The 18720-nt window shown below is 37.1% G+C and carries 16 protein-coding genes and 3 tRNA genes; 13 read left to right on the top strand and 6 right to left on the bottom strand.

Going from position 1 to position 18720, the window contains the following annotated elements; translation table 11 throughout:
• Positions 1-83 precede the first annotated feature (83 nt).
• The 7 genes from pdhA to WBG07_RS17620 all read left to right on the top strand — a co-directional run bounded on the left by pdhA (position 84) and on the right by WBG07_RS17620 (position 8092).
• The gene (pdhA, locus tag WBG07_RS17650) at positions 84-1082 is read left to right on the top strand and encodes a pyruvate dehydrogenase (acetyl-transferring) E1 component subunit alpha (RefSeq protein ID WP_340203218.1); all 999 of its coding nucleotides are present in this window, start codon (positions 84-86) and stop codon (positions 1080-1082) included.
• A gap of 4 nt (positions 1083-1086) precedes the next feature.
• Positions 1087-2733, top strand: a complete 1647-nt coding sequence (locus WBG07_RS17645; protein ID WP_340203216.1) for a pyruvate dehydrogenase complex dihydrolipoamide acetyltransferase — start codon at positions 1087-1089, stop codon at positions 2731-2733.
• 89 nt (positions 2734-2822) lie between these two features.
• The gene (locus WBG07_RS17640) at positions 2823-3815 is read left to right on the top strand and encodes a M28 family metallopeptidase (RefSeq protein WP_340203214.1); all 993 of its coding nucleotides are present in this window, start codon (positions 2823-2825) and stop codon (positions 3813-3815) included.
• 29 nt (positions 3816-3844) lie between these two features.
• Positions 3845-4525, top strand: coding sequence for an SDR family NAD(P)-dependent oxidoreductase (locus tag WBG07_RS17635; RefSeq protein ID WP_340203212.1), 681 nt, complete (start codon positions 3845-3847; stop codon positions 4523-4525).
• Positions 4526-4823: 298 nt separating this feature from the next.
• A complete protein-coding gene (locus WBG07_RS17630) occupies positions 4824-5423 on the top strand; it encodes a SprT-like domain-containing protein (RefSeq protein ID WP_340203210.1) in 600 nt (199 codons plus the stop codon).
• 68 nt (positions 5424-5491) lie between these two features.
• Positions 5492-6568 (top strand): mannose-1-phosphate guanylyltransferase, encoded by a 1077-nt coding sequence (locus WBG07_RS17625; RefSeq protein WP_340203209.1) that lies wholly within the window; start codon positions 5492-5494, stop codon positions 6566-6568.
• A 60-nt stretch (positions 6569-6628) separates the two neighbouring features.
• Positions 6629-8092, top strand: a complete 1464-nt coding sequence (locus WBG07_RS17620) for a DUF389 domain-containing protein (protein ID WP_340203208.1) — start codon at positions 6629-6631, stop codon at positions 8090-8092.
• A gap of 77 nt (positions 8093-8169) precedes the next feature.
• Here the strand turns inward: WBG07_RS17620 and yidD are convergent, their stop codons facing one another.
• Genes yidD through folE form a run of 3 tightly spaced genes read right to left on the bottom strand, consistent with a single transcriptional unit; the run spans position 8170 to position 10603 of the window.
• The gene (yidD, locus tag WBG07_RS17615) at positions 8170-8391 is read right to left on the bottom strand and encodes a membrane protein insertion efficiency factor YidD (protein WP_340203207.1); all 222 of its coding nucleotides are present in this window, start codon (positions 8389-8391) and stop codon (positions 8170-8172) included.
• 27 nt (positions 8392-8418) lie between these two features.
• Positions 8419-9906, bottom strand: a complete 1488-nt coding sequence (gene cysS, locus WBG07_RS17610) for a cysteine--tRNA ligase (protein WP_340203205.1) — start codon at positions 9904-9906, stop codon at positions 8419-8421.
• A 16-nt stretch (positions 9907-9922) separates the two neighbouring features.
• On the bottom strand, positions 9923-10603 hold the full coding sequence (gene folE / locus WBG07_RS17605) for a GTP cyclohydrolase I FolE (protein ID WP_340203203.1): 681 nt from the start codon (positions 10601-10603) through the stop codon (positions 9923-9925).
• 131 nt (positions 10604-10734) lie between these two features.
• Here folE and WBG07_RS17600 point away from each other — a divergent pair, with 131 nt between their 5' ends.
• Positions 10735-12057: a T9SS type B sorting domain-containing protein gene (locus WBG07_RS17600; RefSeq protein ID WP_340203201.1), complete on the top strand. Its 1323-nt coding sequence runs from the start codon at positions 10735-10737 to the stop codon at positions 12055-12057.
• Positions 12058-12107: 50 nt separating this feature from the next.
• Here WBG07_RS17600 and WBG07_RS17595 read toward each other — a convergent pair whose 3' ends face one another.
• Both WBG07_RS17595 and WBG07_RS17590 read right to left on the bottom strand, forming a co-directional pair.
• Complete coding sequence (locus tag WBG07_RS17595; protein ID WP_340203200.1) at positions 12108-13622, bottom strand: OmpP1/FadL family transporter; 1515 nt, start codon at positions 13620-13622, stop codon at positions 12108-12110.
• A 110-nt stretch (positions 13623-13732) separates the two neighbouring features.
• Positions 13733-14890, bottom strand: a complete 1158-nt coding sequence (locus tag WBG07_RS17590; RefSeq protein WP_340203199.1) for a hypothetical protein — start codon at positions 14888-14890, stop codon at positions 13733-13735.
• A 97-nt stretch (positions 14891-14987) separates the two neighbouring features.
• Between WBG07_RS17590 and proS the strand changes: the two genes are divergently transcribed.
• The 5 genes from proS to rpsT all read left to right on the top strand — a co-directional run bounded on the left by proS (position 14988) and on the right by rpsT (position 17170).
• Positions 14988-16463: a proline--tRNA ligase gene (proS, locus tag WBG07_RS17585; protein WP_340203198.1), complete on the top strand. Its 1476-nt coding sequence runs from the start codon at positions 14988-14990 to the stop codon at positions 16461-16463.
• An 86-nt stretch (positions 16464-16549) separates the two neighbouring features.
• Positions 16550-16621 (top strand) — tRNA-Glu (locus WBG07_RS17580).
• Between the two features lie 46 nt (positions 16622-16667).
• A tRNA-Glu gene (locus WBG07_RS17575) sits at positions 16668-16739 on the top strand.
• 46 nt (positions 16740-16785) lie between these two features.
• A tRNA-Glu gene (locus WBG07_RS17570) sits at positions 16786-16857 on the top strand.
• A gap of 55 nt (positions 16858-16912) precedes the next feature.
• Entirely contained in the window at positions 16913-17170 is a 258-nt protein-coding gene (gene rpsT, locus WBG07_RS17565) for a 30S ribosomal protein S20 (RefSeq protein ID WP_340203197.1), read from the top strand.
• A gap of 146 nt (positions 17171-17316) precedes the next feature.
• On the opposite strand, the gene WBG07_RS17560 is transcribed toward rpsT, so the two are convergent.
• Entirely contained in the window at positions 17317-18705 is a 1389-nt protein-coding gene (locus tag WBG07_RS17560; protein ID WP_340203196.1) for a hypothetical protein, read from the bottom strand.
• Positions 18706-18720: the final 15 nt, after the last annotated feature.

The raw sequence follows: 18720 nt of genomic DNA, 5'->3' as shown, positions 1-18720 counted from the left end.
TCGTTTTCATTTTTTCTCTTTTGTTTTAATATGTTACTTTTGTTATTCGTTTTTTTGAAGATTACAAAATATAACCATTACAAATGAAGAAAGTTACCAAAGAGGTGTACCTAAACTGGTACGAAGAAATGCTTTTCTGGAGAAAGTTTGAAGATAAACTTGCTGCGGTTTACATACAACAAAAGGTGAGAGGTTTTTTACATCTTTATAATGGTCAGGAAGCTATTTTAGCAGGCTCATTACATGCTATGGATCTTACTAAAGACCGCATGATTACAGCATATCGAAATCACGTACAGCCTATTGGTATGGGAGTAGATCCCAAAAAAGTGATGGCAGAACTTTATGGTAAAAGCACGGGTACTTCTCAAGGCCTTGGAGGTTCTATGCATATTTTCTCCAAAGAACATAGGTTTTATGGAGGTCATGGTATTGTTGGAGGTCAAATACCTCTTGGTGCCGGACTTGCATTTGCAGATAAATATTTTAAAAGAGATGCCGTGACACTTACCTATATGGGTGATGGAGCAACAAGACAAGGTTCTTTGCACGAAACATTTAACCTGGCGATGCTATGGAATCTTCCTGTAGTGTTTTTAGTTGAAAATAACGGTTATGCGATGGGTACATCGGTTTCCAGAACAGCAAATCATACAGAAATATGGAAACTAGGTTTAGGCTATGAAATGCCTTGTGGGCCTGTAGATGGAATGAACCCCGTAAAGGTTGCAGAAGCTGTTAGTGAAGCAATTGAAAGAGCTAGAACTGGAGGCGGGCCTACTTTTCTAGAGTTAAAAACCTATCGTTATAGAGGGCATTCAATGTCTGATGCACAACACTACAGGACGAAAGATGAAGTTGAAGAATACAAAAAAATAGATCCTATTACTCAGGTAAAAGATGTAATTCTTGAAAAGAAATACGCTACCGAAGATGAGATTAAGGAGATAGATAAACGGGTAAAAGAAAGAGTTTCTGAATGCGAGAAATTTGCTGAGGAATCCTCATATCCAGAAAAGAATATTATGTATGATGTAGTCTATGAACAAAAAGACTATCCATTTTTACCTCATAAATTATAATTAGATGGCAGAAGTAATTAATATGCCAAGGCTTAGTGACACCATGGAAGAAGGTGTGGTTGCTAAATGGCTTAAAAGTGTTGGAGATAAAGTAGAAGAAGGAGATATCCTTGCAGAAATTGAAACTGACAAGGCTACTATGGAATTTGAATCTTTTCAAGAAGGAACACTATTATATATTGGTATTGAAGAGGGAGAAGGAGCTCCAGTAGATTCCTTGTTAGCAATTATTGGGGATGAAGGAGAAGATATTTCAGCATTGATTAACGGAAATAGTACTGACAACTCTGCTGCTGAAGAAACAGAATCAGCTCCTAGCACTAATTCAAGCACTTCTTCTGATGAACCTACTGAGTTGCCTGAGGGGGTAGAAATAGTGACTATGCCACGTTTAAGTGATACGATGGAGGAAGGAACTGTTGCCAGCTGGTTAAAACAGGTTGGAGATGAGGTTTCGGAAGGCGATATTCTTGCTGAGATTGAAACTGATAAAGCAACAATGGAGTTTGAATCTTTTTATTCAGGTAAATTGTTGTACATAGGAATTAAAGAAGGAGAATCTGCTCCGGTAGATTCTGTTTTAGCAGTTATTGGACCTGATGGTACTAATGTAGAAGCGGCGCTTAAAGCAGCCGGAAATTCTGGAGATAAAACTGTAGATGAACCTGCAAAAAAAGAAGAAAAAAGCGAGACTCCTACAAGTGCTACTTCTTCCAATACATCTTCAAAAGCCACAAACACAACCAATGATGGAGGGAGAATTTTTGTTTCTCCATTGGCTAAAAAGATGGCAGAAGACAAAGGGATTGACCTGTCTGAAGTAGCCGGAAGTGGTGAGAATGGTAGAATAGTTAAAAGAGATATTGAAAATTACAAACCTGCTGAGAAAGCAATGGCTACCAAAACGGAAGCAGCAAGCTCAAAAGCTGCGTCAGAAGGATATGTTGCTCCTTTTGTACCTGCAGGAGAAGAAAGTTTTGAGGATGTGAAGAACTCTCAAATGCGTAAAACAATCGCTAAAAGATTAGGTGAATCTAAATTTTCTGCACCCCATTATTATCTTACTATTGAAGTAGCTATGGATCATGCAATGGCATCAAGATCTCAAATTAATGCCTTGCCAGAAACGAAGGTTTCATTTAATGATCTCGTGGTGAAGGCATGTGCTATGGCATTGAAAAAACATCCTCAGGTAAATACTACCTGGAAAGGAGATGCTACTCGTTACAACCATCACGTTCATGTGGGTGTTGCAGTGGCTGTAGATGATGGATTGGTAGTGCCGGTTCTTAAATTTACAGATCAAATGAGCCTGACTCAGATTGGTGCAAAAGTAAAGGAACTCGCAGGAAAGGCGCGAAATAAAAAATTAACTCCTCAGGAAATGGATGGAAGTACTTTTACGGTGTCAAATTTAGGAATGTTTGGTATTCAAGAGTTTACTTCAATTATCAATCAGCCTAATTCCGCTATCTTATCGGTAGGCGCTATTGTTCAGAAGCCTGTAGTTAAAGAAGGGCAGATAGTAGTAGGTAATACAATGAAAATTACACTGGCTTGTGATCATAGAACGGTAGATGGAGCTTCTGGAGCACAATTTCTCCAAACGCTACGTTCGTATCTCGAAAATCCTGTAACCATGCTAGCATAGTATTTTCTTAAATAATGAATTCAAAGCATCCTGTTACAATCGTGTTTTTCAGGATGCTTTTTTTATCTTTAGGGTCTAAGTGGAGTTTTATGAAAAAAATATGGCTTATTGCCTTAGCGCTTGTACTTTCTTGTTGCAGATCGTCTACAGATGTATTAAGACCAGAGAAAGTATTTGAAGATGCAAAAGGATCAAATGAAAAGATAAAATCAGGTGCCATTGGTTCCTATGAGTCCATAAAAAATTCTTTAAATTTTTTAGCTTCAGATGCTTTAAAAGGAAGAAAAACAGGTTCGCCTGAAATTGAAGAAGCAGCCAACTTCATTGAAGGAATATTTAAAGAATACAATTTAAAGCCTTACTTTGAATCTTATAAAGACACACTCTCAAACCTTAAAATACCAGCTTACAACGTGGTGGGCTATCTGGAAGGAAATGATTCGGATTTAAAAAAAGAATTTATAATCATAGGAGCACATTATGATCATATTGGTTTTGCTGAAAAAATAAATAATGATACCATTGCAAATGGTGCCAATGACAATGCTTCCGGCACATCTGCCGTATTAGAATTGGCAAAATATTTTGGTCAAAATAAGAAAACAAAAAGAAGTTTACTTTTTGTTTTGTTTGCAGCGGAGGAGATGGGGTTGTTAGGGTCTAAGCATCTTGCCAAAAAGTTAAAGGAAAGAGAACTTGATTTATACGCGATGGTTAATTTTGAGATGATAGGCGTTCCCCTTAAAGGGAAAGACTATCTGGCGTATGTGACCGGTTATGAAAAATCTAATATGGCTGCAAAATTCAATGAATATACAGATAAGAATACCATTGGATTTTTACCCTCAGCTAAAGAGAATTTATTGTTTCAAAGATCCGATAACTATCCATTTTATAAAGAGTTTAAGGTACCTTCACAAACCATATGTACCTTTGATTTTACAAATTTTGATTATTATCATCATGTAGATGATGAAATAGGTGAGATGGATCTATCGCATATGGTTTACGTAATTAATGAGATAATACCCGCATTTGAGAAAATGGCTAATGCTCCTACTAAGGAAATTAAACTTGACTAAGAACTTCAAAAATTATTTAATTATAGCAGATGAAACACGTAATCATAACAGGTGCCAGTAGAGGAATAGGATATGAGTTAGTTAAATTATTTGCAGAAGCCGGTCATCGTGTATTGGCTTTATCTAGAAACGCACACCCTATTGCCTCATTGCAGCTTTCCAATGTAAGCTGTTTCTCTTTTGATTTGGGTAGTATGGAAAGTCATGAAAAACTAAATCATTTCTTGACATCTGATTGGAAAGAAGTAGACATACTAATTAACAATGCTGGAAAACTTCTACATAAGCCATTTATGGAGACATCTGCTGCAGATTTTGAAGAACTATACAAAGTGAACGTGCTAGGAGTAGCAGCGCTTATTAAAACTGTATTACCGTTTATGAATAAGAATGGGCATGTGGTCAATATAAGCAGTATGGGAGGTGTTCAGGGTAGTATGAAGTTTGCAGGTTTATCTGCGTACAGTTCTTCCAAAGGGGCCTTGATTACATTAACAGAATTACTAGCTGAAGAATTTAAAGAAACTGGACCTTCTTTTAATGTTTTAGCTTTAGGAGCGGTACAGACAGAAATGTTAGAAGAAGCATTTCCTGGTTATGAGGCGCCAGTAAGTGCTAATGCAATGGCATCTTATATTTATGACTTTGCTTTGAAGGGGCATCAATTCTACAATGGGAAGTTACTTCAAGTAAGCAGTTCTACCCCATGATGTTTTGAATGCGTTTCATTTTTTTGAGCCAGAGTTAATATGGTGTTTTAATGCTACAGGTCTTTAGAAATTAGAATGGCATTGTTTCAGAGTTTCTCAACAGTATCTCCTTTGGGTGTCAATGGAGTGTTCTTGTAATAACAATTTGTGTATGGCTTCTATGTATGTTCTATAGTGATACAATCAATGTTTCTTTCACGGTGTCAATTGTATTTCTTTTTTAGTGTATTCAATGGTATTAGTATCTTGATCTTTATAACTTTTTTGTAAGACGCATTAAAAAGTATATTTTTACGGAATGGAGCATGTCTTGGAAAAATACCTTCCGGAACGTTCGGTCAAACCTTGTTTTGAACTCATTAAAAGTAATGGGGTTCATTTGAAAATTGTAAACGATAGGGTGACCAGGCATGGAGATTATAGAAGAACACCAGATGGAAAGCACCAGATAACCGTAAATGCTTCCTTAAACAAATACAAGTTTTTAATTACCTTAATTCATGAGATAGCGCATCTCATAGCATTTCAGAAGTACGGAAGGTTTATAAAACCTCATGGTATTGAATGGAAAAAAACATTTCAGAAGCTTATGTTGCCTTTAATTAATCCAGATATATTTCCATCAAAACTTTTGCCTCTTCTGGCAAACCACTTTCGTAACCCTAAGGCAAGCAGTGATACAGATGCAAAATTAGCTTTAGCTTTAAAGAAGTATGATCCTGTAAATGATAAAAGTTATATTTTTGAGTTACCCAAAGGAAGTCTTTTTCGATTGTATAATGGTAAAATTTTTCAAAAAGGGAATAAAAGAATTAAGCGTTATGAATGTGTAGAGATGACTACCAACAGAATATATCTTTTCAATCCTAATGCAGAAGTTGAGCCCCTCACAGAATAATTGATTATGATTAGTTGTGGTAATATGATTATTCCTGAAAATGGTTGCAAAATTTTAAAAATAAAATAATGAACAAAAACTACTATGCTATTTTGATGGCAGGAGGTATAGGCTCCAGATTTTGGCCTGTAAGTACTACTGATTTTCCAAAACAATTTCACGATATGCTGGGAACGGGTGAAACACTTTTACAGCGAACCTTTGGAAGATTGAATACACTTATACCAAAAGAAAATATTTTTATCCTTACCAATGAACGCTATGAAAAGCTGGTGTTAGACCAATTAGATGGAGTAGAGGCAAGACAAATTGTATTGGAACCTGCCATGAGAAATACAGCTCCCTGCATTTTATACGCCGCACTTAAAATTCAAAAAGAAAATCCAGAAGCACTAATGATTGTTGCGCCAAGTGATCATTGGATTGAAGATGAAGCTGCTTTCACTGCAAATATTCAAAGTTGTTTTGATGCATGTACAAAGGAAGGCGTCATGCTTACGCTAGGTATTACTCCAACATTCGCAAATACAGGGTATGGTTATATAGAATATGAAAAAAACCAAAATGAAATTAAAAAGGTAACTCAGTTTCGGGAAAAACCTACGTATGAAATTGCAAAACAATTTATTGATAGCGGAAATTTCCTTTGGAATGCGGGGATTTTTATGTGGAGTGTAGCCACTATAGTGAACGCATTTAAAAACCATCAATCAGACTTGTATGATTTGATGTATGGTGGAATGGCCGTTTATAATACACCAGACGAAAAAACATTTATTAGAGATAATTATCCTAAGGCCGAAAATATTTCTATTGATTATGCTATCTTAGAATACGCCAAATCAATCTATGTTTTACCAGCTACGTTTGATTGGAATGATTTAGGTACATGGGGTTCACTCTATGATAAGTTAGAGAAAGACACGCACAGCAATGCAATAGTAAATGCAAAAGTGATAGCACAGGAAGCCTCCGGTAATATGATACGTACTTCCAAAGATAAAGTAGTCGTAATAGATGGTATTAGTGATTATATAATAGTAGATAAAGAAGACGTTCTTTTAATATATCCAAAGTCTAAAGAGCAAGATATTAAACAAGTGCTTAAAAAAGTTAAAGATACTTACGGAAATCATTTAGGGTAATTAATTTTTAACTACATTTGGCGGCCAAAAAATTGAAGGCGTGTATTTAATACTATAAAAATGAAAGAAAATCTTAATCAAGATAATATTACACCTACAAGCCCTGAACCAAACAGCGGCGAAGAGGTTAAAAAGGATTTTAGTGGTTTGCTGGGAAGCTTGCGAAAGTTTCTTTCAGAACTTCTTGATATTAGATACAATACAGATCAGAAAGCTACTATTGATGCCATCATTGCAGATGTTCCTTTTAAAGGACATACATCTTGGATTCTTATTTGTTCTATTTTTATTGCTTCTGTTGGGTTAAATGCCAATTCTACAGCAGTAGTTATTGGAGCCATGCTTATTTCTCCATTAATGGGGCCTATCTTGGGTATGGGTATGTCTTTGGCAATTAATGATATAGACACACTGCGTCGTTCTTTAAAAAACTTTGGTGTTATGGTGGTGCTAAGCGTGCTCACCGCTTTTTTATTTTTTAAATTCTTTCCATTAAGAGACGAATCTTCAGAACTGTTAGCAAGAACAGCTCCAGATATTAGAGATGTATTAATTGCATTTTTTGGCGGACTGGCATTGGTAATAGCAAGAGCAAAAAAAGGAACCATTGCGAGTGTTATTTTTGGAGTTGCCATCGCTACCGCCTTGATGCCTCCGCTATGTACCGTAGGTTTTGGATTGGCAATTAATAATTATGAATATGCGTGGGGGGCTCTGTACTTATTTATTATTAATACTATTTTTATAGGCCTTGCTACCTTCCTTGTACTTAAGTTATTGCGATTTCCAATGGTTCGTTATGCAAACTCTAAAAGAAGGAAACTGATTGCACGTTTGGCTTCCTTGACAGCGGTTGTTGTTATGATACCAGCAGGTTATACATTTTATAATGTTTTTCAGGAGTCGCTATTTAAAAATCAAGCTAAACAATTTATTGAAGAAAATATTGTCCCTTACAAGTTCAAGAATGCAGGAAAGTTTTTGGAAGATTTTAGTGATATTGAATATCATAAAGACACTACTAATGTAATAGAGTTGGTTTTTATGGGGGATGAATTAATTCCTGATAATGTAATTCAAACATGGAAAACACAAAAAGATACTTACTCCAAGTTGGTAAAAGCAGATTTGCGAATAGTGCAAGGCGGGAAAGACGATTCAGAACAGAAATTTAACTTTGTTACAGAGCTATATGAATCTAAGAAAGAAGAAGTTGCAAATATGGCTTCAAAGATTTCCTTGTTGGAAGATGAGGTAGCAAGGCTTAGTAGGTTACCATTTAACAAAGTACCATTAAAGGAAATTACCCAAGAAGCTCAAATTAATTACGAAAACTTAAGAGAACTAGGCTTTTCATCAGTCATCAAAACTAATTTTAAGACGAGTGATACATTGGCGGTATTCTTGGTAAAATGGTCTGATAGTATAGAAGATAATATTCGTGATAAAGATGAAGCACGTCTTACTAGATGGCTAAAATATAAGTTAGATACAGATAAGTTAACGGTGCAACAATTAGAATAATATTATAATTATCATGAAGAATCTGGTGTGAGCCAGATTTTTTTAAGAGGGATATTGCTATTTGCTAGTGTCATTTGTTAAGGAACAGGGTCATACCCGCTTCCGCCCCATGGGTGACAACTAAAAATACGTTTTAGTGCCAATTTACCTCCTTTCCATAGGCCGTGCTTCCTCAATGCCTTAATAGTGTAATGAGAACAGGTTGGGCTATATCTGCAAGTAGCAGGTGTGAGGGGTGAAATCAAATATTGATACATCTTAACTAAAAAAACAAAAGGTGCGATCCATATTTTTTTCACAAGAATAAGGTTTAGGAGGGTTAGATTTTATAAAACCGAAAAAGTGGTACCCTCTTTTCCATCTTTTAGCTGAATTCCCATTTCGGCAAGTTCATCTCTGATTTTATCAGAAGTTGCAAAATCTTTATTGATTCGGGCGTTTGCTCTTAGCTCTATAAGTAGCTCAACAACTCCATTAAGCTTGTTGTCATTAGTGTCTCCAGAGTTACTAGCCTCCGTAAGACCTAATACCTCAAAGATAAAATCATGCATGCAAGTTTTAAGAAGCTCCAGATTTTCTACAGAGATCGTTTGCTTGCCATCTTTAATCTGGTTGATGTTTTTGGCCGCCTCAAATAAGTGAGCAATCAGTATAGGTGTATTAAAGTCATCATTCATAGCATCAAAGCAATCTCTGCGCCATGCAGAGACATCAAATCCGCCAGAGGATTCACTAGCACTAATGTTTTTAAGTAAGTCATAGGCCTCCATAAGTCTATTAAATCCTTTTTCTGAGGCAACTAAGGCATCATTACTAAAATCCAAAATACTCCGGTAATGCGCTTGTAAAATAAAAAATCTTGCTACACTAGGCGAAAAAGGTTTACTCAAAATTTTATTATTCCCGGTTATAATCTCATTAGGTAAAATATTGTTACCAGTAGATTTTGCCATTTTCTTCCCATTGAGTGTTAACATATTGGTGTGCATCCAATAGTTTACAGGTGATGAATTATTACAAGCCTCTGCTTGTGCAATTTCGCATTCGTGATGTGGGAATTTAAGATCCATTCCACCGCCATGAATGTCAAAATGTTCTCCTAAATATTTTGTACTCATTGCAGTACACTCTAAGTGCCATCCAGGAAATCCATCACTCCAAGGAGAAGGCCATCTCATAATATGTTGAGGTTCTGCCTTTTTCCAAAGCGCAAAATCTTGAGGGTTTTTCTTTTCAGATTGCCCTGCTAATTCACGGGTATTATGAATAAGGTCTTCAACATTACGACCACTTAATTTGCCGTAATTATGATTTTTATTAAATGCTAATACATCAAAATAGACAGAGCCATTTACTTCATAAGCAAGTCCTTTTTGTAGGATTTCTTCAATGATCTCAATTTGTTCTATAATATGGCCTGTAGCCGTAGGTTCAATACTGGGAGGTAAAAAATTAAACTTATTTAAGATTTGATGAAAGTCAACAGTATACCGTTGCACCACCTCCATAGGCTCAATTTGCTCCAATCTTGCTTTTTTAGCAATTCTATCTTCTCCCTCGTCAGCATCATTCTCTAAGTGTCCGGCGTCTGTTATATTTCGTACATAGCGTACTTTATATCCTAAATACTTTAAATATCTAAAGATCACATCAAAAGACATAAATGTTCTCACATTACCTAGATGCACATTGCTATACACTGTAGGTCCGCAAACATACATGCCAACATGACCCTCATTGATTGGGGTAAAAATTTCTTTTTTTCCGGTAAGAGAATTATATATTTGAAGGCTTTGCTCTTTATAAAGTTGCATGCTAAGGGACTTGATCTTAAAATTCTGTGTCTAGTTTAATATAATCTAAAAATTCACGCTTTATTTCTTTCTCTTTAAAGCGTCCACCAAACTCCGCGGTAACAGTGCTACTTTCAATATCTCTAATCCCTCTTGAGTTTACACAAAGGTGCTTTGCATCAATTATACATGCCACATCTTTTGTATTAAGCACGGTTTGCAATTCTTTTACCACCTGAATGGTCATACGTTCCTGTACTTGTGGTCTTTTTGCGTAATAATCAACAATCCGATTCATTTTTGAGAGTCCGACAACATTTCCTGAAGAAATATAAGCCACATGAGCTCTACCTACAATAGGAAGTAAATGATGTTCACAAGTAGAATAAACCGTAATGTTTTTCTCTACCAACATTTCACCATATTTATATTTGTTGTCAAAAGTAGATGCGCTTACCTTGTTAGCTGGATTTAACCCTCCAAAAATTTCTTTCACAAACATTTTGGCAACACGGTGAGGAGTACCTTTAAGGCTGTCATCAGTTAAGTCTAATCCTAATGTATGTAGAATATTGAAAACGTTTTCTTTTATGGAGTCTATTTTTTCTTCATCAGATAATTCAAATGCATCTGCACGCATTGGTGTTTCTGAAGCGGATGTTGCATGATTGTCACCAAACTCTTCAAACTGTTCTTCTAGCGCCCTGTCTATTTTCATGACCAAATAATTCTTACAATAATAAGATTGCAAAGATAGCCAATATTAAGAAGTTTTTTTCGTTAAAGAAAAATAAGTAAATCAGATTGAAACGATTTAACTAGAAATTTTATTGTTTAAGCCCTCAAAACATGAAGAAAAGAATACTTTTAAGCTATTACTTGTTAATGGTAAGTACCGTTTCCCTTTTTGCCCAAATAACTGCTCCAGATTGTCTGCCCGCTATACCAGTTTGTGCTGCTAACGGACCCGTTGTAGGGTTTGTTGACGGTATGGGAGATGACGATTTTAATGAAGCATTTAACTCAGGTTGCCTGTTTAAGGGCGGGCTTGCTGTTGCTACTTTAGAAAACAATTCTGCTTGGTACAGAATCAAAGCAGGTGGTACCGGTCAGCTAGGTTTCAATATTCAATTTTTAAGTCTTAACGAAGATTGGGATTTTGCAGTATACGGCCCTGATACACTATGTGGAGATTTAACCAATCCTATTCGCTGTAATTATGAAACCGGTGCCACAGGTTATACTGGTGTAGGTTTAGATCCCATAACTGGAGATCAATCTTTAGAATATGATACTTGGTTAGATGTAGTGGAAGGAGAAGAGTATATTATTTTCATCAATAATTTCAACACTAATTTTTCTGGAGACCCCGTTGGATTTACGATTGAATTTACAGGAGACTTAATCACATCTAATCCTGATGGCGACGGACTGGATTGTTCTATTATAGATGAATTTTTAGGCTTAGACAGGCTGGTTTGTGATGGAGAAATAGTAACACTTAATGCCACTAAGTTTGGTGCTACCAGCTATGTATGGTCTTTAGATACTGGGCTAGGACCACAGGTTTTGCCAGAAACGGGCCCCATTTTAACGGTAGACACCTCTGTTTCCGGAACCTATTCTGTAGTGGTAGACACCCCTTTTCAGGTATTTCAAGACGAAGTAGTAATTACCTTTCTTGGACCTCCTGTTATAGATGACGTGATCGTTGAAGATATTGCAGATGTGTATAACATTAGAACCATTGTAAATGGGCCAAGTGATTATGAATATCAATTAGAAGACAGCCCTTTTCAAGACAGTCCAGATTTTTTGAACGTAGGTCCGGGTGTATATCAACTTACGGTAAATGACAAGAGAGGATGTGGTAGCACAACTGTAGAGGTTTTGGTAGCGGGTTACCCAAAGTTTTTTACGCCTAATGGAGACGGCATAAACGATACCTGGCAAATTATTGGGATGGAAACCTTTTCTGCGGCTACTGTTTTTATTTTTGACCGATATGGAAAATTATTAAAACAGTTAAACCCAGGCAATAGTTGGGATGGAACCTTTAATGGTAACCCCTTGCCTTCTACAGATTATTGGTTTCGATTTGTTTATTTAGACGATGCTGCTGGTGTAGAAGTTCAAAGAGAAGTGCGAAATCACTTTACCTTAAAAAGATAAAAAAACCGAATCTGTGAAGATTCGGTTTTTCATAAAATAGCGATCAACTATTATAGGTTAAAATTCAAGGATAATGTAACGTTTGAATTTACATTTTCAATACTTGCTGGTGTAGTAAAACCAGTATCAAATAGTTGTTGATTTATATCTCTTTCAGATCTGCTGTAGGCAAGATCAATACGGGTTCCTCCAAAACTGTAACCAAGCCCCGCAGAGAATCCGGTTAGATCTCCAATAGTGCTCCCATCTTCATAAGGGCTTTCTTCAAAACGATATCCTCCTCTCAGGCTAAGTCTGTCAATTTTGTATTCACCACCAATTCTATAGGTAGAAACTGCCTTTAATTGATTTCCAATTTGTGTATTTGCATCAGCAAAGTCTGGGTCTGTGGCGGGTCTTAATTCTGCATTAGACATATCTTGATATCCATAATCAAAACTTAACAGCCCCTCTTTTCCAAATACAAGGGCAACACTTCCAGTAAGTTTAGAAGGTATTTTGATTCTGTAATCAGGAAATACATTCACTAAAGAAAAATTTATAAAATCTATTTCACTATCTGCCAGATTCGAGTTGATGCTTTGAGAAAGCTCATCTGTAAGTCTGTACCAGGTAGGCGATTGGTAACTAGCTCCAACACGTACGTTTTTATTAAGTTTAGCAATACCACCAACACTTAGTGAAAATGCATTACCATAAGTTCTCAAGAGGTTGTCAAAACGAATGCTTTGAATTGGAGAGTCTGCATTAAATCCGTTTTCATCTAAAAAAGTAGCTTTTTCATAATTGATGTCATGAAAATTTAGGGATGCTCCAATAGAGAGATTATCATCATATTGACCAGCGATATTTGCTGTAAATTTACTGTTGTATCCTGTGGTAATTTGAGTAAACTGCTGCTGAATAGATGAAAATTCGGCATTAGATATATAGGCTGTATTATTGTCATCATTAGGATCTACCGGATCAATCACTCCTCCAAAGTACCCAAGGAAAGCCTGTTGCGGTCCAAACCCTAAGTCGGCACCAATATTTAGATAGGCATCTTCAATAAATTCATTAGGTTGAATTAATAAAGAGCCAAAAGACACTCCATTGGCAAAATTTAGAAAATATTGATCAATAGACTGGTTACTGTTACCTGCTGCAAAAAACTCAGCGTCGTAATTATTAACAATATCATAATTAAATGCCAACGCAAACTTATTCCATCCACGATTAGAATTATTAAGACTTTGAAATACAAATACGCCTCCCAGTTGATTTAACTCTAGATTGTCTGTGGTAGATTCACTAAAGCCATTAAAATATTGAGTGCTGTTATTTACACTGTAGTTAGTTCCTGAAATGGTAAGGAAACTGTTGGCAAAAACAGCAGATCCCGCAGGATTAATATTTAGTGCAGAGAGGTCTCCACCAAGTGCGCCAAAGGCGCCACTCATTCCTTGAAATCTGGCGGTACCCTGTAGGTCTTCCGTTCCAAAACGTACTACATCTGTGATATTTTGGGCAGTAGTTGCCCATGCAGTTAAAATAACTGCTAATGAAACTAGTATTTTTTTCATCAGTATATTTTTAAGATTGAACTTCAAGTAAAAAACTATAGATAACAGTTGGTGGTTGTTTTATCTTTAGTGATATATGCTTCATCTTTAGAGTGTAAAAGAGAGAGGTTCTAATTTCTTCCTCTTCCTCCTCCGCGGCTTCCGCCTGAAGACCTTCCTCCGCCAGATGATCTTCCTCCACCAGATGATCTAACGGAACCACTGCTTCTACTTCCACCTCTTGAGGAAGACCTTACAGATCCACTAGATCTGGTATTACCGCTTGATCTGGAGTATCCAGAATTTCTGCCAGATGAGTTATTACTTCTGCGATAAGTTCTGTTTCCACCGCTACTATTTTGTCTGTATGTTCTTCCTGAAGATCTTACGGCTCCGGTGGTTCTCCCACGTCCGCGTGCTCCTACATTAGCGCGGTTGTTATAACCTCTGCTATAGTTTCTTCGGGTTACACCAGTTCTATTACCTCCTCTTCTATAAGTGCCTGTTCGTGTTCTGTAATATCCGTTTCTTCCGCCCACGGAAGAACGTCCGGTTCTACTGCTTACGGCATTTCTTGAATAATAGCCTCTTCTGCTGTTTGTTCTTGCGAATGATCTGCGGTATCCATTGTTCCAATAATTATTGAAAGCCCAGCCATTATTCCAGCCCCAACCCCAGTTGTTCCAACCCCAACCTAAGCCAAAGCCCCAATTAGGTCCATAAAAACCTCCCCAGCCCCATCCGGGTCCCCAGAAAGGATCGTAAAAGCCGCCGCCCCAACCCCAGTTGTTCCAGCCCCAATTATTCCAGCCCCAGTTGTTAAAGCCAAAGCCGCCTCTCCATCCAAAGCGGTTCCATCCAAAACCACCGGGATTATTGTAAATATTTATAGAGGTTGTTTGCGGGTTGTCACCCCATCCTGCATAGCCCGTTTCATAACGGCTGTTAAAGTCCATTGCAATATCAATACTATCTTGAAGGGTAAGACTTGAATAACCATCTATATCTGTAAATACGGCCTCAGAATCTTGTAAAAGTTCATCATATTCTCTTGCCTTTTGCCCAAAATAATTTTCATAGGCAATAGCATCTTCGTTAATTTGTTGTGAGGGTGCTTCTGTTCTTCTGTTTTGCTGCGGTCTATATACGGGTTCTGTATCTCCGTAAATACCATCATTATCATAATAAGATGATTGTTGATACGAACCGCAGCTTGTAAATAAGAGTGCGCCAAGGGGTATCAACAATAATATTTTAAAGCGAAGGGAAGTGTTGGAATTTTTCATCATTGCAAAAATTTATTGTTGTACATTACAAAAATAGTTAGTTTTGCCGAACTATTTTTTTATTTAACAAAGTCACAACATTTGTGCCAAACTGCAAATAATGAGCAAAAAATTAACTAAAAGAAGCGAAGATTACTCAAAATGGTACAATGAATTGGTTGTGAAGGCTGATTTAGCTGAAAATTCTGCGGTAAGAGGTTGTATGGTAATCAAACCTTATGGATATGCAATCTGGGAAAAGATGCAAGCAGAATTAGATAGCATGTTTAAAGAAACAGGGCATGAGAATGCTTATTTCCCGCTTTTTATTCCTAAATCTTTTTTAAGTAAAGAAGCTGCTCATGTAGATGGTTTTGCAAAAGAGTGTGCCGTAGTAACCCATTACAGACTTAAAAATGCAGAAGATGGCAGTGGCATTATCGTAGATCCAGATGCCAAATTAGAAGAGGAATTAATTGTTAGGCCCACGTCTGAAACTATTATATGGGATACTTATAGAAAGTGGATTCAATCGTATAGAGATTTACCAGTTAAAATTAATCAATGGGCTAATGTGGTGCGCTGGGAAATGCGTACCCGACTCTTTTTAAGAACTGCGGAATTCTTATGGCAGGAAGGCCATACAGCTCATGCTACCAAGGATGAGGCTATTGAAGAAGCAGAACAGATGATGAATGTATATGCAGATTTTGCTGAAAACTTTATGGGCGTGCCTGTTATTAAAGGAACCAAAAGTGAAAGCGAACGTTTTGCAGGGGCAGTAGAAACCTATTGCATTGAAGCGCTAATGCAAGACGGTAAAGCATTGCAGGCTGGAACTTCACACTTTTTGGGGCAAAACTTTGCAAAAGCCTTTGATGTTAAGTTTACTACCAAAGAAGGCAAGCAAGAATTAGTATGGGCTACTTCTTGGGGGGTATCTACAAGGCTAATGGGAGCTTTGGTAATGACCCATAGTGATGATAACGGTCTCGTAATACCGCCAAATTTGGCGCCTATTCAGGTAGTAGTAGTTCCTATTTATAGAGGTGATGATCAATTAAAGGCAATTACAGCTCATATAGCTCCTTATATAAAGGAGTTAAAAGCAAAAGGAATTTCTGTTAAATTTGACGACAGAGACACCCATAAGCCTGGATGGAAATTTAATGAATATGAATTAAAAGGAGTTCCCGTACGAATAGCTATAGGTCAACGAGATTTGGAAAACGGTACATTTGAAGTGGCAAGAAGAGACACCTTAGAAAAACAAATTATTCCCGCAGAGCAATTGGTTCAAAAAGTTCCAGAATTATTAGAAGATATTCAACAGGGTATTTTTAATAAGGCAAGAGATTATAGAGATGCTCATGTTACTAGCGTAGATGACTTTGAAACGTTTAAAGAAGTATTGGAAGATAAAGGAGGTTTTATTTTAGCCCATTGGGATGGGACCGCTGAGACTGAACAAAAGATTAAAGAGTTAACCAAAGCAACCATACGCTGTATTCCTTTAGACACAAAAGAAGAACAGGGTACTTGTATTTTAACAGGAAGCCCCTCTATACGTAGGGTTTTATTTGCAAAAGCTTATTAAAAATTTTTAGAAAAAAAAGTTTTTATAGCTCTTGGAACTTTTAAAAATAGTTGTATTTTTGCATCCGCATTTAGATAAAAATGTATGGTCCGTTCGTCTAGGGGTTAGGACGCCAGGTTTTCATCCTGGTAACAGGGGTTCGATTCCCCTACGGACTACAATAGTTCAATGAAATATTGGTTTTTACGTTAAAATCCAATAACTGGTCCGTTCGTCTAGGGGTTAGGACGCCAGGTTTTCATCCTGGTAACAGGGGTTCGATTCCCCTACGGACTACAATAGTTCAATGAAATATTGGTTTTTACGTTAAAATCCAATAACTGGTCCGTTCGTCTAGGGGTTAGGACGCCAGGTTTTCATCCTGGTAACAGGGGTTCGATTCCCCTACGGACTACTATTTAATGAAATAAGATAAAAAGCAAAGAGCTTTTTTAAAAAGTAAGAGAAAGATGGCAAATCACAAGTCGGCATTAAAAAGAATTCGCAATAGCGAAACAAAAAGGCTAAGAAATAAATATCAGCATAAAACTACTCGTAATATGATCAAAAAATTACGCAGTACAGAAGATGCAAAAGAAGCAGCTACCATGTTTCCTACCGTAGCTTCTATGATTGATAAGTTAGCTAAAAGAAATGTTATACACAGTAACAAGGCAGCAAACTTAAAAAGCAGTCTTCAAAAATATGTAGTATCACTTAGCGCATAAGTTTAGATAGTACTATTTAAAAAATATAAAAACGCTTCGCTTTTTGTGAAGCGTTTTTTTGTATGTGCTAAAATGCCGTAAAATTGGTTGTTTTTAATAAGTAACCTGAGTTTCTGTGTTAAAAACCAAGGATACTTCTATAAAATTTATGATTCCACAAAAAACGGAAGTGTTAACCAGGCATCAATGGTTAAATTGTCTGGGTCTACAGTGATAGCTCTTACCGTTTTATGCCCTATCATAAATTGAATAATGGCTTCAAACGGATCAGCAGGCGCTTCCTCAAAAGAAGCTAAAAAGGCAAGACCCAAGCGTTCTAAGTCTGAGGCATTTTCAACCCCGTCTCGTATTACTTCGGCAAACTGCGTAATAAGCTCTGTGGTAAGGCTATTTTCCAATTCTGCGGCCAATAGCGCTTTCGTTTCTTCACTGGCATCCTCATTATTATCTATCACCAGAAAGGCAATGCCCAAACCAATACCTAATAGCCCCCCTATGCCAGGAACCAGAAAACTCAGTGCAGTCAGAATCCAGAAGCCGCTATTAGAATGGTTTTGATCTGTAATTCTTGAAGTGGTAAGTACCGTTTTGTTGAGATCTCGCACCCAGTCTGATGTATAAAAAGTAGGATAAAGAAACAACTCAGAGGTAAAATCTACAGTGCTATCAAACCATAAAACAGTATCTTCTTTGCGGATCCTGCCTTTAATTTCAATAAGGCCTTCTTTAAATTCAGAATTCAGACTTTCAATAATTTCTCCATCTTCTGTTTCACTCCCTTCCTGTTCCTTAATATCGTCTTGAAAAGAACTGGCAGTTACTGCTTCCGTTTGGTTGATAAGAATAGGCCGATAAATAAGTTCATTAAGCGGAAAGCTTTGTATGGGGATTAAACCAGAGCGGTGAAAAAGATCAAACTGAGACAAGTCTTCTTCCTCTCCTTCTTTTCTAAAGATTCCAACAAGTGCAAACTCTTCAAAATCATTGGTAATATGCGTTAACGTAAAATTACCTTCATCGTCTTGCGTAGCAATCTGAACCGGAAAAATAGCTGAGGATGAACTCCCTTGAAACTTTCCAAAAGCAATCACATCATAATCACGGTCTAAAGGAATGGTAGCATCGGCAAGGCCGGCAGCAGCTGGATTAATCATACGAAAGTTCCCAGTAATCGTGCGGTGGTCTGTGCCGGGTGAAGCGGCAATTGCTGCCAATACAATATCTGAAAAGGTGTCAAGCCCCAACCCTTCAATTTGATAATCATAATATTCTGGAGTATTCCTTCTTCTTACCAGCGTGGCTATCTGAGACAGGCTGGTAAAACCTTCTGCTGGGCGCGCATCCAAAATATTTTGCGCTACATCTATTCTAATGCCATATCCTCTTCCTTCTTGCGCATACCCTGCGCGATGCCTATCCGGGATACTCGTAAGTTCGGCCACTGTATTGAGGCTGTTGAGTAAGGCTAATACTTTACCTTCTACCGTAGAGCCTGCTACAAAACGGGGATCTATAAAAAATGGATAATCTCTCATAATTAGTGCGATTTA

Source organism: Ascidiimonas meishanensis (assembly GCF_037782385.1).
Classification (GTDB): Bacteria; Bacteroidota; Bacteroidia; order Flavobacteriales; family Flavobacteriaceae; genus Ascidiimonas; species Ascidiimonas meishanensis.
Note: the sequence above shows the minus strand (reverse complement) of the source record. Positions and strands in the feature narration are given on the sequence as shown.

Bases quoted from the DNA above. Each gene is read 5' to 3' on its own strand.
- folE (WP_340203203.1), bottom strand. From the start codon at position 10,603: ATGAAAATAGACAGGGCGCTAGAAGAACAGTTTGAAGAGTTTGGTGAC.
- WBG07_RS17595 (WP_340203200.1), bottom strand. From the start codon at position 13,622: ATGAAAAAAATACTAGTTTCATTAGCAGTTATTTTAACTGCATGGGCA.
- WBG07_RS17635 (WP_340203212.1), top strand. From the start codon at position 3,845: ATGAAACACGTAATCATAACAGGTGCCAGTAGAGGAATAGGATATGAG.
- WBG07_RS17625 (WP_340203209.1), top strand. From the start codon at position 5,492: ATGAACAAAAACTACTATGCTATTTTGATGGCAGGAGGTATAGGCTCC.
- WBG07_RS17590 (WP_340203199.1), bottom strand. From the start codon at position 14,890: ATGATGAAAAATTCCAACACTTCCCTTCGCTTTAAAATATTATTGTTG.
- WBG07_RS17600 (WP_340203201.1), top strand. From the start codon at position 10,735: ATGAAGAAAAGAATACTTTTAAGCTATTACTTGTTAATGGTAAGTACC.
- proS (WP_340203198.1), top strand. From the start codon at position 14,988: ATGAGCAAAAAATTAACTAAAAGAAGCGAAGATTACTCAAAATGGTAC.
- WBG07_RS17620 (WP_340203208.1), top strand. From the start codon at position 6,629: ATGAAAGAAAATCTTAATCAAGATAATATTACACCTACAAGCCCTGAA.
- rpsT (WP_340203197.1), top strand. From the start codon at position 16,913: ATGGCAAATCACAAGTCGGCATTAAAAAGAATTCGCAATAGCGAAACA.
- WBG07_RS17560 (WP_340203196.1), bottom strand. From the start codon at position 18,705: ATGAGAGATTATCCATTTTTTATAGATCCCCGTTTTGTAGCAGGCTCT.
- cysS (WP_340203205.1), bottom strand. From the start codon at position 9,906: ATGCAACTTTATAAAGAGCAAAGCCTTCAAATATATAATTCTCTTACC.
- WBG07_RS17645 (WP_340203216.1), top strand. From the start codon at position 1,087: ATGGCAGAAGTAATTAATATGCCAAGGCTTAGTGACACCATGGAAGAA.
- pdhA (WP_340203218.1), top strand. From the start codon at position 84: ATGAAGAAAGTTACCAAAGAGGTGTACCTAAACTGGTACGAAGAAATG.
- WBG07_RS17630 (WP_340203210.1), top strand. From the start codon at position 4,824: ATGGAGCATGTCTTGGAAAAATACCTTCCGGAACGTTCGGTCAAACCT.
- WBG07_RS17640 (WP_340203214.1), top strand. From the start codon at position 2,823: ATGAAAAAAATATGGCTTATTGCCTTAGCGCTTGTACTTTCTTGTTGC.